At 70.1% G+C, this 16,242-nt stretch carries 15 protein-coding genes; 5 read left to right on the top strand and 10 right to left on the bottom strand.

From position 1 onward, the window contains the following. Positions 1-49: 49 nt before the first annotated feature. Both J4E04_RS14160 and J4E04_RS14165 read left to right on the top strand, forming a co-directional pair. Positions 50-1,855, top strand: a complete 1,806-nt coding sequence (locus J4E04_RS14160) for an ABC transporter ATP-binding protein (protein WP_222638165.1) — start codon at positions 50-52, stop codon at positions 1,853-1,855. Then, positions 1,848-3,659 carry an ABC transporter ATP-binding protein gene (locus J4E04_RS14165; RefSeq protein ID WP_056447436.1) on the top strand — a complete coding sequence of 604 codons (1,812 nt, stop codon included), beginning with the start codon at positions 1,848-1,850 and terminating at the stop codon, positions 3,657-3,659. Before J4E04_RS14160 ends, J4E04_RS14165 begins: the two co-directional genes overlap by 8 nt. Positions 3,660-3,674: 15 nt before the next feature. Here J4E04_RS14165 and J4E04_RS14170 read toward each other — a convergent pair whose 3' ends face one another. The 9 genes from J4E04_RS14170 to J4E04_RS14210 are packed head-to-tail and all read right to left on the bottom strand — an operon-like array spanning position 3,675 to position 13,000. Next, positions 3,675-4,859: a lipase family alpha/beta hydrolase gene (locus J4E04_RS14170; protein WP_056447435.1), complete on the bottom strand. Its 1,185-nt coding sequence runs from the start codon at positions 4,857-4,859 to the stop codon at positions 3,675-3,677. A 16-nt stretch (positions 4,860-4,875) separates the two neighbouring features. Continuing rightward, on the bottom strand, positions 4,876-5,892 hold the full coding sequence (locus J4E04_RS14175; RefSeq protein WP_027503874.1) for an NADP-dependent oxidoreductase: 1,017 nt from the start codon (positions 5,890-5,892) through the stop codon (positions 4,876-4,878). 11 nt (positions 5,893-5,903) lie between these two features. Continuing rightward, positions 5,904-7,301: an acyl-CoA synthetase gene (locus J4E04_RS14180; protein WP_056447432.1), complete on the bottom strand. Its 1,398-nt coding sequence runs from the start codon at positions 7,299-7,301 to the stop codon at positions 5,904-5,906. 13 nt (positions 7,302-7,314) lie between these two features. After that, the gene (locus J4E04_RS14185; RefSeq protein ID WP_056447430.1) at positions 7,315-7,527 is read right to left on the bottom strand and encodes a hypothetical protein; all 213 of its coding nucleotides are present in this window, start codon (positions 7,525-7,527) and stop codon (positions 7,315-7,317) included. A gap of 56 nt (positions 7,528-7,583) precedes the next feature. Further along, entirely contained in the window at positions 7,584-8,123 is a 540-nt protein-coding gene (locus tag J4E04_RS14190) for a DUF6584 family protein (RefSeq protein WP_056447428.1), read from the bottom strand. 8 nt (positions 8,124-8,131) lie between these two features. Further along, positions 8,132-9,220, bottom strand: a complete 1,089-nt coding sequence (dapC, locus tag J4E04_RS14195; RefSeq protein ID WP_490150555.1) for a succinyldiaminopimelate transaminase — start codon at positions 9,218-9,220, stop codon at positions 8,132-8,134. 53 nt (positions 9,221-9,273) lie between these two features. Further along, positions 9,274-9,597: a ferredoxin gene (gene fdxA / locus J4E04_RS14200; RefSeq protein WP_027503879.1), complete on the bottom strand. Its 324-nt coding sequence runs from the start codon at positions 9,595-9,597 to the stop codon at positions 9,274-9,276. An 11-nt stretch (positions 9,598-9,608) separates the two neighbouring features. Then, positions 9,609-10,436, bottom strand: a complete 828-nt coding sequence (locus J4E04_RS14205) for a hypothetical protein (protein ID WP_155956891.1) — start codon at positions 10,434-10,436, stop codon at positions 9,609-9,611. Continuing rightward, complete coding sequence (locus J4E04_RS14210) at positions 10,433-13,000, bottom strand: bifunctional FO biosynthesis protein CofGH (RefSeq protein ID WP_222638331.1); 2,568 nt, start codon at positions 12,998-13,000, stop codon at positions 10,433-10,435. Before J4E04_RS14210 ends, J4E04_RS14205 begins: the two co-directional genes overlap by 4 nt. 60 nt (positions 13,001-13,060) lie before the next feature. On the opposite strand from J4E04_RS14210, the gene J4E04_RS14215 reads away from it, so the two are divergent. The 3 genes from J4E04_RS14215 to J4E04_RS14225 are packed head-to-tail and all read left to right on the top strand — an operon-like array spanning position 13,061 to position 15,845. Beyond that, positions 13,061-13,579 (top strand): PH domain-containing protein, encoded by a 519-nt coding sequence (locus J4E04_RS14215; RefSeq protein ID WP_027503881.1) that lies wholly within the window; start codon positions 13,061-13,063, stop codon positions 13,577-13,579. Further along, entirely contained in the window at positions 13,576-15,090 is a 1,515-nt protein-coding gene (locus J4E04_RS14220; RefSeq protein WP_490148844.1) for a PH domain-containing protein, read from the top strand. The genes J4E04_RS14215 and J4E04_RS14220 overlap by 4 nt, the downstream gene beginning before the upstream one ends. Then, the gene (locus J4E04_RS14225; protein WP_056447629.1) at positions 15,087-15,845 is read left to right on the top strand and encodes a uracil-DNA glycosylase; all 759 of its coding nucleotides are present in this window, start codon (positions 15,087-15,089) and stop codon (positions 15,843-15,845) included. The genes J4E04_RS14220 and J4E04_RS14225 overlap by 4 nt, the downstream gene beginning before the upstream one ends. Here J4E04_RS14225 and J4E04_RS14230 read toward each other — a convergent pair. Further along, on the bottom strand, positions 15,818-16,219 hold the full coding sequence (locus J4E04_RS14230) for a hypothetical protein (protein WP_490148845.1): 402 nt from the start codon (positions 16,217-16,219) through the stop codon (positions 15,818-15,820). The genes J4E04_RS14225 and J4E04_RS14230 overlap by 28 nt on opposite strands. Positions 16,220-16,242 lie beyond the last annotated feature (23 nt).

A 16,242-nucleotide genomic window follows, 5' to 3' on the forward strand; every position in this document is an offset into this window, starting at 1 on the left:
TCCGAGTACGGCTCGATGAGACAGTCGAGCGGTACGTGAGGAGTCGTGTGTGTCCACCGGAGTGCTCGATCGCGGAACGAGACGTGCGGTCGAGGCGTCCTCCGCGACGGTGACCTCGTCGCTCCGCCGCTTCGCCCCGTTCCTGGCGCCGTATCGCTGGTACTTCGTCGGGTCCATCGTGGTCTCGCTGATCGCCACGCTCACCGGCCTGGTGATCCCGCTCGTCATCCAGAGCATCATCGACGGCCCGATCACCCGCGGCGACGTCGCCGGCGTGTGGTGGCCTGCGGCGCTGGTGCTGCTGCTGGGAACGATCGATGCCGCCGGCATCTGGATCCGTCGCTACCTGGTGTCGGGGCCGTCGAGTCAGTTCGAGATCACGGCCCGCGCGCACGTGTTCGCGAAGCTGCAGCACGTGTCGGTGGCCGCGCACGACAGCTGGGAATCGGGCCAACTGCTCTCCCGCGCCATCTCCGACCTCTCCGCGCTGCGCCGCTTCGTCGCCTTCATCGGACCGTTCATCATCATCAACGCGGTGACCCTCGTCGTGGGTCTCGGTGTCCTGCTCTCCCGCGCATGGCAGTTCGGCGTCATCATGCTCGTCGTGGCGATTCCGCTGGTGTGGGCGTGCGTCCGGTTCGAGGAGCTCTATCGCGTCGTCGCACGCGACGCCCAGGACCAGGCCGGCGACGTCACCACCACCGTCGAGGAGTCCATCCACGGCATCCGGGTGCTCAAGGCGTTCGGCCGCAGCGCCCACCTGGGACGCCGCTTCCTCGCGCAGGCCGCGACGCTCCGCACGACCGAGCTCACCAAGGTCCGATACCTGGCGATCCTGTGGACCGTCATCGTCGGACTGCCACCAGTGGCCGTCGGCGGCATGCTCGCCTACGGGACGTACGCCATCGTGACGGGGACCCTGACGGCCGGAACTCTGGTGGCGACCATGGCCATCGTCGCTTTCCTGCTGTGGCCCATCGAGTCCTTCGGTTTCCTGCTCGCCGAGCTGAACAACGCGCGGACGGCGGCGGATCGGTACTGGGAGATCATGGACACCCCGGACACCATCGTGGATCCGGTCTCCCCCGTTCCCCTGCCCGACCCGGTGCGGGGGCACATCCGCGTCGACCACGTCTCCTTCGCATTCCCGGACGCATCCGACCACCTCCTGCACGACGTCACGTTCGAGGTGCGTCCGGGCGAGACGGTGGCTCTCGTCGGCAACACCGGAACGGGGAAGTCCGTCCTGACGACGCTGATTCCTCGGCTCTTCGACGTCGACGGTGGCGCGATCACTCTCGACGGTGTCGACGTCCGGTCTATGCGGCTGGCGGATCTGCGCTCGGTGGTCTCGGTCGCCTTCGAGGAGCCGGTGCTGTTCTCGGCCAGTGTGCGCGAGAACGTCGCGCTGGGCCGCCCCGACGCGACGGACGAAGACGTCGCGGAGGCACTCGAGATCGCGCACGCGACGGATTTCGTCGAGAAGCTGCCGTGGGGCCTCGACACCCGGATCGGCGAGCAGGGACTGAGCCTGTCCGGCGGTCAACGCCAGCGTCTGGCGCTGGCGCGGGCGGTGCTCGGCCGGCCCCGCGTGCTCGTGCTGGACGATCCGCTCTCCGCACTCGACGTGGACACCGAGGCGACGGTTCAGCGCAGGCTGCGCACCGTGCTCGCGCACTCCACGACCGTGCTGGTGGCACACCGCCCCTCGACCGCCGCGCTCGCGGATCGCGTCGTGCACCTCGGCCACGGCACGGTGATGGAGACCGGGACGCACGAGCACCTGCTCGCCACCTCGGCGGCGTACCGCGACGTGATGGGCTCGATGTCGGGAGCGGAGCGAGATCATGGCTGACACCGACTGGCGCGGCGTCGGCGGTGAGGACACCGACGTGGACCGGGCAGGCAACCTCGTCCTGGCCGGTCGTTCACGTCGACTGCTCCTCTCGCTGCTGCGCCCGCACCGCCGCCGCACGGTCCTCGCGATGGCGATCATCTTCCTGGACAACCTGGCGTTCGTCGCCGGACCGCTGTTCATCGCCCACGCTCTCGACACGGGCGTCGCCGCTGCCGTCGACGGACGCTGGGCGCCGCTGGTGTGGACCGTGGCGGGATACGTCGTGGTCGGGTTCCTCGGCGCCGCCACGACGTACGCGTTCCTCATGGTCTCGGGCCGCCTGAGCCAGGACATCCTGTTCGATCTGCGCGAGCGGGTGTTCCGCCACGCGCAGGCACTGTCGCTGTCCTTCCACGAGAAGTACACGTCCGGCAAGGTGATCTCGCGACTGACCAGCGACGTCGAATCGCTGCAGACGCTTCTCGAGAGCGCGCTCAACGATGCGTTGACCGCGATCCTGTCGATGGTCTCGATCGCGATCATCCTGTTCTGGCTCGACGTTCCGCTGGCCCTCGTCGTGCTCGCGGGATTCGTTCCGCTGCTACTGATCACACGCTGGTCGCAGCGCCGCCAGCGCCGCGCCTACCGACGCACCCGGGTGTCCATCGCGCGCGTCGTGGTGCACTTCGTCGAGTCGATGGTCGGCATCCGCGCCGTCCAGGTGTTCCGCCGCGAGCGCCGCAACGACGCGATCCTGCTCGCGGAGGACACCGAGTACCGGGACGCCACCACCACTGCGCTGCGCGGAATGGCGAGCTACACCGGCATCGTGCGCTGGATCGGCAACGCCACCCTCGCCGTCATCGTGGTCGTGGGCAGCATGCGGGTCATCGGCGGTGCCCTCGACATCGGCGTGCTCGCCGCCTACGTGCTGTACCTCCGCCGCTTCTACGGGCCGCTCGACGAACTCGCGCAGGTGTTCAACGCGTACCAGTCGGCCGCGGCGGCGCTCGAGAAGATCTCGGGCGTGCTCGAGGAGGAACCGACGGTGGCGCCTCCCACCACCCCGGTGCCGATCGGAATCGCGGCCGGCGACGTGGAGTTCGACCGGGTCTCGTTCGGCTACGCCGCGGACGCGCTGGTGCTGCAGCCCTTCTCGCTGCACGTGCCGGCCGGACAGGTGGTCGCCATGGTCGGCGCCACCGGTGCCGGCAAGTCGACGGTGGCCAAGCTCCTCGCGCGGTTCTACGACCCCACGGACGGCCGGATCCGTCTCGACGGCATCGATCTCCGCGACCTGGCCGACGACGACCTGCGTCGCAACGTCGTCATGGTGACGCAGGAATCGTTCCTGTTCTCCGGATCGATCGCGGACAACATCCGCCTCGGCCGACCGTCCGCGACCGACGACGAGGTGCGGGCGGCCGCCGACGCCGTGGGCCTCACCCCGTTCCTGGCCGCACTGCCGCGAGGCATCGACACCGACGTGCGCAAGCGCGGTGGACGTCTGTCCTCCGGACAGCGACAGCTGGTGGCCTTCGCGCGGGTGTTCCTCGCCGCACCGTCGGTGATCGTGCTCGACGAGGCCACGTCCAGCCTCGACATCCCCGGCGAGCGCCTGGTCCAGCGCGCCCTCGAGACGATCCTGCACGGTCGGACCGCACTGATCATCGCGCACCGCCTGTCGACGGTCGCGATCGCGGACCGCGTTCTCGTCATGGCCGACGGACGGATCGTCGAGGACGGCACCCCGGAGGCCCTCGTCGCCGGCGACGGCAGGTTCGCGCACCTGAACACGGCGTGGCAGGAGAGCCTGGTCTGACGCGGGACGGTGGTCTCAGGCCACCGTCTCGTCCGGCTCGGTGACGTCGTCGATCTCTGCCGGTGTCGCGTCCGCCATGAGTTCGGTGAGGACGTCGAGCACCCGCGGATCCGACAGCAGCGCGAGGTGCCCGGTGCCGACGAGCGTGTGCAACTCCGTCATCGGCCCCCGTGCGCTGCGCAGCGTCACCAGTCCGTCTCCCACGGCGTCGGCCCACCAGGCCGTGTCGTCGGCGGCCAGGGTGGCGGCGACCGCGACGTGCCGGATCCCGGGGGCGAGCGCCACGTCCGTGGCCAGTCTCAGGTCGTCCACGCCGCGGCTGCGGACGTCGAGCAGGTCCGCCCACACCGCCGTCTGCCGCACCTTCCGCAGAGCACGGGAGAGGTGGTACACGCCCGTCGCGAGCGGTGCGCCCTCGTGCGGGGTGCCCAGGTAGCAGGCCGTGCGCACCAGCGGCAGCCAGGTCGCCCTGCTCGCCTCGACCGCACAGGCACGCCGCACCACGAGCCCGCCCATCGAGTGCCCGACGAGGTCGATCCGCTCGACGGGGACGGGCCAGACCGCGATCAGCTCGTCGAGGAGGCCGGCCAGTGCCGCCCCGTTGTCCTCGATCCCGGCGCCCGTGTTGTACCGCAGACAGACCGCGCTGATGCCGTGCGCGGCCAGCGCCTCGCCGTAGCTGCCCCGCCCGTCGTGGCGGTAGTACCAGGCCTGCTCGGTCTCCCCCAGCCCGTGCACGAGCACGGCGACGTGACCCGTGGCCTTCGGATACGCGGTGGTCAGCATCGCGGTGTCGTTCCCGACGATGCGGCGCTCGTGATGCGGCCCGAGTTCCACCGTCAGGTCGTTGCCCTCGGCGGCGAGCCGGTCGCCCAGCAGACCGTTGACGGCGCCGACCACGACCGATCCGGCCGCGGTGGACGTGACCGCGTGGGACACGCGGTCCTCGGGCAACAGCCGGGACACCGCGGTGACAGCCTCGGCGGCCGCCACACCGCCCCCGCGCACGGCCTCGTAGACCAGGTCGGCGATGCCCTCGTTCAGGATGCGCACGGGTGCCGCGGAACGGCCCAGCACCCCGAACACCACGTCGTTGATCGCGCGGTGGGTCCCCTGGACAGGGCGGCTGAGGATGTCGATGGCCGTGGCCACGACGTCGGCAGCGCCCGCTACTTCGTTCCGATCGCGATTCGAGTGCACACGTGTACTCTAACCGTCACGCCACCTTGACGACGAGCTTGCCGAAGTTCTTGCCCTCGAGCAGCCCGAAGAACGCGTCGGGAGCGTTCTCGAGACCCTCGACCACGTCCTCCCGGTAGCGGAACGATCCGTTGTCGATCCACTCGGCGACCTCGCGCAGGAAGTCCTTGTAGAGCTCCGGGACGAATTCGCTCTGAATGAAGCCGCGGATTGTCAGGCTCTTCGTCAGCACGCGCGTGAAGAAGCCGGGCAGCCGATCCGGACCCTCCGGTGCCTGCGTGTCGTTGTACTGCGCGATGAGACCGCACACCGGCACGCGTGCGTAGAGGTTGAGCCGCGGGAGCACCGCCTTCGCGACGGCGCCGCCCACGTTCTCGAAGTAGACGTCGATGCCGTCCGGAGTCGCGGCCTTCAACTGATCCTCGAAGTCCGGGGCGCGGTGATCGACGGCGGCGTCGAAGCCGAGCTCGTCGATCAGGTACGCACACTTCTCGGGACCGCCGGCGATGCCGACGGCGCGCGCACCCTTGATCTTCGCGAACTGGCCGACGGCCGAGCCGACGGGCCCACTGGCCGCCGCGACCACGACGGTCTCCCCCGCCTTCGGCTGCCCGATCTTCGTCATGCCGGAGTACGCGGTGAAGCCCGGCATCCCCAGCACGCCCAGCGCGGTGGACACGGGCGCCTTCTCCGGATCCAGCACTCGCACGGACGACGCATCGACCACCGCGTGCGACTGCCACCCCGTGTAGCCGAGCACCACGGCGCCGACCGACACGGCGTCGCTTCGAGACTCGATCACCTCGGAGACCGTGGCGCCCACCATCGTGTCGCCCACCTCGACGGGCTCCGCGTACGACTCGGCGTCGCTCATCCGGCCGCGCATGTACGGGTCCAGCGACAGGTACAGGGTCTTCAGCGAGACCTGACCGTCACCGACCTCGGGGAGATCGACCGTCTCGGTCCGGAAGTTCTCGGCAGTGGGTGCGCCGGTGGGACGAGAGGCCAGGACGATGCGAGTGGAGGAGGTCATGTCTCCCGACGCTACTCCAACAGGTTCTTGCGGACCTTGCCCATCCCGTTCCGCGGCAACGAGTCCACCACGCGTACCTCACGCGGCCGCTTGTGCACCGAGAGCTGTTGTGCCACAGAGTCGACGACTGCTCGCGGCTCCACCTCGTCACCCACGACGAACGCCACGATGCGCTGGCCGAGATCGTCGTCGGGCAGTCCCACGACCGCCACCTCACGCACTCCGGGAACACCGAGGATCGCCGTCTCCACCTCGCCCGCGCCGACGCGGTACCCACCGGTCTTGATCAGGTCCGTCGACTCCCGGCCGACGATCCGATGGAAGCCCGCCGGGTCGATCGCCGCGACGTCTCCCGTCCGGAACCACCCGTCGTCCGTCCAGCAGGCCGCGGTGGCCTCCGGCTTGTTCAGGTAACCGTCGAAGAACCGGCCGCGCACCTCCAACGAACCGATGGACTCCCCGTCGCGTGGGACCTCCGACCCGTCCTCACCGCGCAGCCGAGTCTCGATGCCGCGCACCGGAACTCCGACCCAACCGGGTCGTCGCTCACCGTCGGCGCGCGTACTCAGCGTGATGAGGGTCTCGCTCATGCCGTAGCGCTCGATCGGCTCGAGACCCGTGAGAGCGGCGATCTTCTCGAACACCGGCACCGGCAGCGGGGCACTGCCCGAGATCAACAACCGAGCGTGCGACAGCGCCGCGGCGGACTCCGGGTCGGCCGCCACTCGCGACCACACGGTGGGAACCCCGAAGTACATCGTTCCCCGCGCCGCGGCGTACCGCTCCGCGGAGGGCTTGACGGTGTGGATCACTCGACTGCCGAGTCGCAGCGGACCCAGGACTCCCAGCACGAGCCCGTGCACGTGATAGAGCGGGAGTCCGTGCACCAGAGTGTCGTTCGCCGTCCACCCCCACGCCTCGGCGAGCGCGTCGATGCCGGCGGCGAGCGCACCGCGGCTGAGGATCACGCCCTTCGGAGGGCCCGTGGTTCCCGAGGTGTAGAGCACGAGACCGGTCGCGTCGTCCGACGGCTCCGCGTAGCTGTGCCAGGACCGTGCGTGCATGCGGACCGGGACGACGGGCAGACCGCCGTCGTGCTCGGGCGCGACACCCAGCCACCCGCGGGCACCGGAGTCCGCGAGGATGTGGTCGAGTTCGGTCGGCCCGGAGTCCGGGGGCACCGGCACCACGGCCACTCCGGCGATGAGCGCACCGACCACGGCGACGACGGTGCGGGCGGTCGGTTCGGCGAGGACGGCCACCCGGTCGACGCCCATGATGCGCTCGGCCACCGACGTGGCGGCCCCGAGCAGATCGCTTCGAGAGAGGACGACGTCACCGACGGTGACCGCGTCGTCGGCGTCGCCGCCATGGGTGATCGCGTACGAGTTCAGAGACCGGAGCAGCACACCGAGCAGTCTCTCACGACGCCCGCAGCTGCTCCGTGACCTCGATGCACGTGCAGCCCCCGGCGACCGCGGAACAGTCGACGACGAGGGTGTGCCGGACGGCGTGCAGCAGAACACAGGCGTCGTCGGTGCACTCGACCGCACCGTGCAGGTGGACGACGAGCGTGCCGTGACAGTGGTCGAGAGCGCCGAGACACTCGACGCATCCGGTCAGCGAATCCTTCATGACTCCATCTGTACCACCGGCCCCCGACACGTCCTCGGCCTCGCGGCGGCGCGTCGTCAGAAGAAGACGGTGAGAACGGTCGCGATGGACGCGGTGCCGATCATGGCGACCACGAGGACGGCGGCGACCATCTTCACACCGGAGCGGGACGCGGCGGGAGCGTCCGACCACTCGTCGAACGCCTCGACGTCGACGCCCTCCTGCGCGAAGTAGTGCACCTCGCCGGGCGGCTCCCACTCCTCGCCGCTGGCACGCACCCGCGACTCGAGCACGGCCAGCCGCTCGCGAACGCGGGGCGGATAGGCCCGCGACGGCGCGTTGATGGGCAGTCGGCGCGCGAGCACCAGCGGTGTCGGGCACGCGGCGACGAACGAGTCGAGCGCGTGCCGCACCAGCGGGTCGGCGTCGTCTCGATCGGTGAGGAACCAGGCCGCACCGGCACCGGCCGGGTCGTCCATCGCCAGGCACGCGTAGCCGAGGAGGTCGAGCGCGGGTTGCGAGGCGGCGTCCTGATCCAGCAGCGCTGTCAGGCGCTTGCGCGCACTCCATGGTTCCCCGCGGGCCAGATCCTCCTGCGCGCGGTCGAGCGCTCCCACGGCCGGGCTCAGACCGAGAGACGGGCGACGGCAGCGGCGATGCGCTCGTCGGTCGCCGTCAGCGCGATGCGGACGTGGGTGCTGCCGTCGGGACCGTAGAACTCCCCCGGAGCGACGAGGATGCCGCGTTCGGCGAACCAGCGCACGGTGTCCCGGCACGGTTCACCGCGCGTGGCCCACAGGTACAGGCCGGCCTCGGAGTGATCGATGGTGAATCCGGCCGCCACCACGGCGGCGGCGAGCGCGGTCCGACGATCGCGGTAACGCTCGCGTTGCACGTTCTCGTGCTCGTCGTCGCTCAGCGCCGCGGTCATGGCCGCCTGCACCGGAAGGGGAACCATCATGCCCGCGTGCTTGCGGACCGCGAGCAGTTCCGCGACCAGGGCGGGATCGCCGGCCACGAAGCCGGCGCGGTAGCTCGCGAGGTTCGACGTCTTGGACAGCGAGTGCACGGCCAGCAGGCCGGTGGTGTCCCCGCCGCACACCTCGTCGTCGAGGATCGAGACGGCGCGTCCCTCCCAGGTGAGTCCGAGGTAGCACTCGTCCGACACGACGATCGTGCCGCGTTCGCGGGCCCACTCGACCACCTTGCGCAGGTGAGCGACACCGAGCACCCGGCCACTGGGATTGGACGGCGAGTTGACGAACATCAGCGACGCGCGTTCGGGACCGAGACGCGACACCCCGTCCGCGCGCAGTGTGCGGCATCCCGCGAGCAGCGCCCCGACCTCGTAGGTGGGGTACGCCAGTTCCGGGATGACGACGAGATCGTCCGGGCCGAGCGCGAGCAGGGTCGGCAACCAGGCGATGACTTCCTTGGTTCCGATCACCGGCAGGATCGAGCGTTCGTCCAACCCACCGATGCCGTAGCGGCGTGCGAGCGCACTGACGGCGGCCGCCCGCAGCTCGGGTGTGCCCACTGTCGTGGGGTACCCCGGCTGCGCGGAGGCCGCCGCGAGAGCGTCACGGACGACGTCGGCGACCGGGTCCACCGGCGTACCGACGGACAGGTTCACGATGCCGTGCGGATGCGACCGCGCCAGCGCGGTGACGTCGGCCAGCGTGTCCCACGGGAACTCGGGCAACAGGCTCGCCACGGATCGACGAACAGCGGGCGACCGACGCGAGACGACGGGTGCGTCCGTCACGCTCAGTTCTCACCCATGGGGGGCAGAGCCTTGATGAACGGCGGGTCGTAGTCGGTCTTGCCGACCTTGGCCGCGCCACCGGGTGAGCCCAGTTCGTCGAAGAAGTCGACGTTGGCGCTGACGTAGGCGGACCACTGCTCGGGGACGTCGTCCTCGTAGAAGATCGCCTCGACGGGGCACACCGGCTCGCAGGCACCGCAGTCCACGCACTCGTCGGGCTGGATGTAGAGCATGCGTCCACCCTCGTAGATGCAGTCGACAGGGCATTCCTCGATGCATGCCTTGTCGAGGACATCGACGCACGGTTCAGCAATCGTGTACGGCACTGAGGTTCTCCTTAGCCTTTCCGAACTCTGAGCGTGTCGCGGCCCCGCGGGGACGCGTTCGACGCGGACGTGCTGTTCTGCTCGACCCACCGGCGCCCCAGCTTCGCAGCTCGGGACAGTGCGCCGCGCTCGCCGAAGTACCCGGCGACCGCACCGACCACGGGCAGGTTACCGAGCCATCTGTAAACGGTACGGCTGCGGGGCCGCTTGTCCAATTCGTCGGTGACGGCCTTGAGGATCTTGGTGACCGACCACAAGGTCGACAGCAACGCGAACGGGGACCGGGACAAGCGACCGGACGGCTCGGTGACACGGCTGTCGTCCGTGACGCCGTCGACGTCGGGTTCGGGCGCGTGGATGCTGGCACCCTTCGGCAGCTCGCGGTTGCACAGCACCGATGCCAGCAGGCGGACCTGCTCGTCCTGCTCGGTGATGCCGTACTCGCGGGCGACGGCCACCAGGACGATGGCCTGGTTCGCGAACCCGAGGACGTCGCCGAGCGGGAGTCGGCGAGCGAGTACACCGAAGATGCCGGGGAACGCCACCGCCACGGTGCCGATCCCGCCGACGCGGCCGACCCACCACGAGACGCGCTGGTCGACGGTCATCGACTCCCACGCCTTGGTTCCCGGTGTGTCGGCGGCGTCGAACACCGACGCGACGGCGTTCAGCGCCGCGTCGACCTTCGTGCCGCTCGCGTCCGCCTGCTCGCGGAACGTGCGCTTCTTGAGGCCGAGCGGGTCACGGTCCGCGAGCAGTTCGAGGACCGGCACGATCACGCGCACCGCGGCCTTGAGAACTCCGGCGACGCGCTCGTCGCCCAATCGATCAGCGCTCATGCTGCTTCCGTCCGGTCTGCGTAGGCGGTGGTGCGCTCGACTGCGCGTCGTCCGATTCCCTCGGCGATCGCGTGTAGTTCCTCGACGGTCTTCTCCGATCCGTGCTGCGATCCCGCCATCCGCGAGATCGTCTCCTCCATCAGCGTGCCACCCAGGTCGTTGGCGCCGCCGTTCAGCATCACCCGAGTTCCCGTCACGCCGAGTTTCACCCAGCTCGTCTGGATGTTGTCGATGCGGCCGTGCAGCATGATCCGCGCCAGTGCGTGGACGGCCCGGTTGTCGCGCTGCGTCGGTCCGGGTCGTGACGCCCCCGCCAGGTACAGCGGCGAACTCTGGTGCACGAACGGCAGCGGCACGAACTCGGTGAAACCACCGGTGCGGTCCTGGATCCGCTTGAGCACGTTCAGGTGTCCCACCCAGTGCGAGGGGTTGTCGACGTGGCCGTACATCATCGTCGAGCTCGACCGCAGTCCCACCTCGTGCGCCGTGGTGACGACGTCGATCCACGTCTGGGCGGGCAGCTTGCCCTTGGTGAGCACCCAGCGGACCTCGTCGTCGAGGATCTCCGCCGCCGTACCGGGGATGGTGTCCAGCCCGGCCTCCCGCAGTTCGGTCAGCCAGTCGCGCACCGACTGGCCACCGCGCGAGGCCCCGTTGACGATCTCCATGGGCGAGAAGGCGTGCACGTGCATCGACGGCACCCGCGCCTTCACCGCGCGCACCAGGTCTGCGTATCCGGTCACGGGCAGCTCCGGATCGATGCCGCCCTGCATGCAGACCTCGGTGGCGCCGAGGACGTGCGCCTCCCAGGCCCGGTCGGCGACCTCGCTGGTCGACAGCGAGAACGCGTCGGCATCGCCCTTGCGTTGGGCGAAGGCGCAGAAGCGGCACCCGGTATAGCAGATGTTGGTGAAGTTGATGTTCCGGTTCACGACGTACGTGACGTCGTCACCGACGACGTCACGGCGCAGCTGATCGGCGAAGGCGGTCACCGCGTCGAGCGCCGCACCCTCGGCGGTGGCCAGCGCCAGGTACTCCTCGTCGGTGCAGTTGCCGGGATCCTTCTCCGCGGCGCGGAGGGCGGCGACCACGTCGCGGTCGACGCTGTCCAGGGTCGCGAGGTGCGCCACCTGCTCGCGGATGGACTCCCAGTCGCCGAACGCGCTGCCCATGTCGCTGCGCGTCTCGGTGTTGCGACCCTCGGTGTCGATGCCGGTGTTGAGGTCGACGCGGCCGGTGGACTCCCACACCTCGTCGGGTTCCTGCCACGGCAGACCGGACGGGATCGTCTCGGGCACCGCCAGCCCGGTCGCGTCGTCGGCGAGCGCACGCACGTGCGCCGAGATCCGCGGATCGATCCACGGTGAGCCCGCCAGGACGTACCGCGGCTGCACCGCCGTGCGTTCGGTCAGCGTGAAGCCGGCGTCCGCGGACAGCTGCGCGAGAGTGTCGAGGTTCGGCCACGGCCGCTCGGGATTGACGTGATCGGGGGTGAGCGGCGAGACACCGCCCCAGTCGTCGACGCCCGCGGCGAGCAACGCCGCGCACTCCTGCGCGGACACCAGATTCGGCGGCGCCTGGATGCGCATGGCCGGGCCGAGAAGGATGCGGGACACGGCGATGGTGGCGAGGAACTCCTCCAGGCCGGCGTCGGGTGCGGACCGCATCGCGGTGTCGTCCTTGGCCAGGAAGTTCTGCACGATCACTTCCTGCACGTGACCGAATGCCTTGTGCGACTTCCGGATCGCCATGATCGACTCGGCGCGGTCACGGATCGTCTCGCCGATGCCCACGAGGATGCCGGTGGTGAACGGAACGGTGAGACGACCGGCGTCGGTGAGCACGCGCAGACGCACCTCGGGGTCCTTGTCGGGGCTGCCGTAGTGGGCCTGCCCCTTCTCCTCGAACAGTCGACGCGAGGTGGTCTCGAGCATCATGCCCATCGACGGTGCGACCGGCTTGAGGCGCGACATCTCCTCCCAGCTCATCACTCCGGGATTGAGGTGCGGGAGCAGACCCGTCTCCTCGAGCACGCGGATCGACATCGCCCGCAGGTAGTCCAGCGTCGAGTCGTAGCCGCGCGCGTCCAACCACTCCTGCGCCTCGGGCCAGCGAGCCTCGGGGCGGTCGCCGAGCGTGAACAACGCTTCCTTGCATCCCAGTTCGGCACCGCGCCGCGCGATGTCGAGCACCTCGTCGGCCTCGAGGAACATCCCGTGCCCCTCGGCGCGCAGCTTGCCGGGGACCGTCACGAACGTGCAGTAGTGGCACGTGTCCCGGCACAGCCGGGTGAGGGGAATGAACACCTTGCGCGAGTAGGTCACCGTGCCGGGGCGGTTCTCGGCGAGCAGTCCCGCGTCCCGCACCCGCGCCGCGGACGCGCACAGATCGGTCAGGTCGTCGCCGCGGGCGTGCAGCAGCGTGGTCGCCTCGTCGACACTGATCACCACACCGTCGCGGGCACGGCGCAGCGCACGCCGCAGCGCCGATGCGGTCGGTGCCGGGCTGTCGGGAGGCGTCACTCGGGTGTCGGCGCGCGCGGGAGTACTCGGATCGGGCAACATCGTCACCGTTCGATCATGCGCCCTCCGGCCGGAGGCGTGCCACAGCAGGGGTGATGCGACGTGTCCGACAACAGTCCCGGTGTGGTCCTCACCGATCCCGCGCATCGCCCCGATCCGCGGGCGAAGATTCTGTGGGCCGTGGCAGCCGCCCTGCTGTGGCTCCCGGTGGTCGTCGCCGTAATCGTGTGGGCCGTGGTGCTCGCGGTGAACGTCGAGCGCCCGTCCTGGACGCCCGTGGTGGCCGCTGCCGTCGCCGTGGTGGTCCTCGCGGGAGCGCACGTGACCATCGCGCCGCAGTGGCGCTATCGGGTGCACCGCTGGGAACTGAGCGACACCGCCGTCCACACGCGCACCGGCTGGGTGACTCAGGAACGGCGCATCGCTCCCCTGTCCCGAGTGCAGACCGTCGACACCGAGCGCGGGCCGCTCGACCGGGCACTCGGACTGGCCACCGTGACGGTGACGACCGCGTCCTCCGCGGGAGCTCTGGAGATCGCGGGGCTCGACCTCGCGACCGCCGATCGCACCGTCGCCGCCATCACCGCGGCGGCCGCACGCTCACGAGGCGACGCCACGTGACGCAGGACGCCGGCCTGCGCGTCGACGAGTTGCCGTGGCTGCGACTCGACACGCGCATGCTCCTGATCCACCCGGTCACCGAGCTGGTCCGCCTGCTGCCGGTGCTCCTGGTGTCCCTCGTCCTCGGATCGCAGAGCGGCACGCACGTCTGGGGCCTGATCGTCGTGGTCCTCCTCGTGGGCGCGGCGATCCTGCGCTGGTTCACCACCGGGTACCGCATCGGCTCGGACGACGTCCAGCTGCGCCGCGGGCTCTTCCAGAAGAAGGTGCTCTCCATTCCGCGTGGTCGAATCCGCAGTGTGGACGTGCGAGCCGGGCCGCTGCACCGACTGCTGGGACTGTCGATCCTCACCGTGGGCACCGGTCAGCAGAAGTCGGACAAGGCCGACTCGTTCGAGCTGAACGCCCTCGCCTCGAACCTGGTCCCCGCCCTGCGTGAGGAGTTGCTGGCGGGCACCGGCCGGACGGTGGGAGTGGATCCGGTCGCAGTGACCGAACCCGCCGTGACGCCCGAACGTGAGATCGCCCACTTCCGCACCGGCTGGGTTCGATTCGCCCCCTTCACGGCCACGGGCATCGTCGTCGTCGGTGCGGGATTCGGGCTCGTGTTCCAGTCCGGGTTCGCCGGTGACATCGCCTCTTCGCCGGCCCTCGACGACACCTATCAGGCCGTTCTGCGCCTCGGCATCGTGGTCGCGGTGGTCGTCGCCGCGGCCCTGCTGCTCGTCGTGTCGAGCATCGTCTCCGTGGTGCGCTACCTGGTCGTCTACGGCAACCTCTCCGTGACCGACGACGGCACCAGGCTCCGCGTCGGCCACGGACTGCTGTCGACGCGGCACACGACGCTGGACCGCGACCGCCTCCGCGGCGCGACGCTGCGTCGACCGCTGGTCCTGCGGTGGGCGCGCGGAGCACGCCTGGATGCCGTCATGACCGGGGTGTCCGCTTCGGAGAAGGAGTCGTCGCTGCTCCTGCCACCCGCTCCCCTGCCGGCCGCCCGCCACACGATGGACGACGTGCTGGCGGGTCTGCCGGAGAGCGCGCCGGCCACGGTGACACTGCAGAAGCACGGACCGGCGGCTTTGCGGCGCAGGCTCACCCGCGCCGTCGGGCCGGTCCTGCTGGTCGCTGTCGCACTCCTCGTGGTCCGGTCGACCGGCCGGGACGTCCCGATCGCCGCGTGGATCGGCGTCGCGCTCCTCGTGGTGGCCGCCGTCGCCCTGGCGCTCGATCGGTACGCCGCCCTGGGCCACCGTGCCCACCCGGGAGTTCTGATCACCGAGCACGGCAGCCTCGACCGGCGACGCGTGGTCCTCGACACCGACGGCGTGGTCGCCTGGGGTGTCCGGCAGACCTTCTTCCAGCGACGGGCCGGTGTCGCGACCATCGTCGCCGCCACCGCGGCCGGCACGGGCCGCTACACGGTCCTCGACGTACCCGCCGACCACGCGTGGTCGATCGTCGAGAGCGCTCAGCCCGGTGCCGGCGACGTGTGGGTGGAGCGCCCGTGACACCCGCCTCCGGTACACCCCGGAGCATCCCCGAACTCGATGTGGCGGTGTCGGAGTGCCGCGCGTGTCCGCGCCTGGTGGAGTGGCGTGAGCTGGTGGCGCGCGAGAAGCGTGCCGCGTTCCGTGACGAGACCTACTGGGGCCGACCGGTTCCGGGTTTCGGCCCCGTGGACGCTCGGCTGCTGATCGTCGGCCTGGCGCCGGCGGCTCACGGCGCGAATCGCACCGGGCGGATGTTCACGGGCGACCGCAGCGGCGACGTTCTCTACGCGGCCATGCACGCCGTCGGCCTCGCCACGCAGCCCACGGCGACCCACATCGCCGACGGCCTCGAGTTGATCGGCACGCGCATCACGTCGCCGGTGCACTGCGCTCCCCCGGCCAACAAGCCGACACCGGAGGAGCGCGACCGGTGCCGTCACTGGTTGGAGACGGAACTGCACATCCTGGCGCCGACCGTTCGGGCAGTGATGGTCCTGGGCGGGTTCGGCTGGCAGGCACTGCTTCCGGTCCTCGACGGCGCGGGGTGGACGATCCCCCGACCGCGCCCGAAGTTCGGCCACGGTGCGCACGTCGTGCTGACGTCACCGGAGAAGGAGTTGCCGGACCTGCATCTGTTCGGGTGCTTCCACGTCAGCCAGCAGAACACCTTCACCGGACGGCTCACGCCGGCCATGGTGGAGCAGGTGCTCGCCGCGGCGGCCGACGCCGCCGGAATCGACAGGAGTCAGCCGCGTCCGAGTTCGGCGAACTGACCCATGCGCAACGCGAACAGTTGCACCACAGCGGGAAGCAACCCGCCTGCCACGAGGACCAGGGTGCGCCAGTCGGCCACGACGAGCACGTCTCCACCCGGTCCCCCCAGCATGGCCAGCACGAGACCCACGAAGAATCCCGCGACCGGGAGAGCGGCGCGGGAGACGTTGTGCGTCATCGAGAACGCGACCCGCACGAGGATCACGTTGACGATGCCGGCGAGGACACCACTGACGGGGAACGGAGTGCTTCCGAGATACAGCGGGAGGAACAGCACTGCGGTCACGGCGCACAGGAACCCGTCGAGCACCAATGCGCCGACGATCGACGCCTTGATGCCGGACACCACGCCCTCCCCGGCGTGGCCCGTCATCGCGCCGATCCTGTCGGCGCCGT

It is taken from the genome of Rhodococcus sp. NFXS4 (assembly GCF_058139645.1).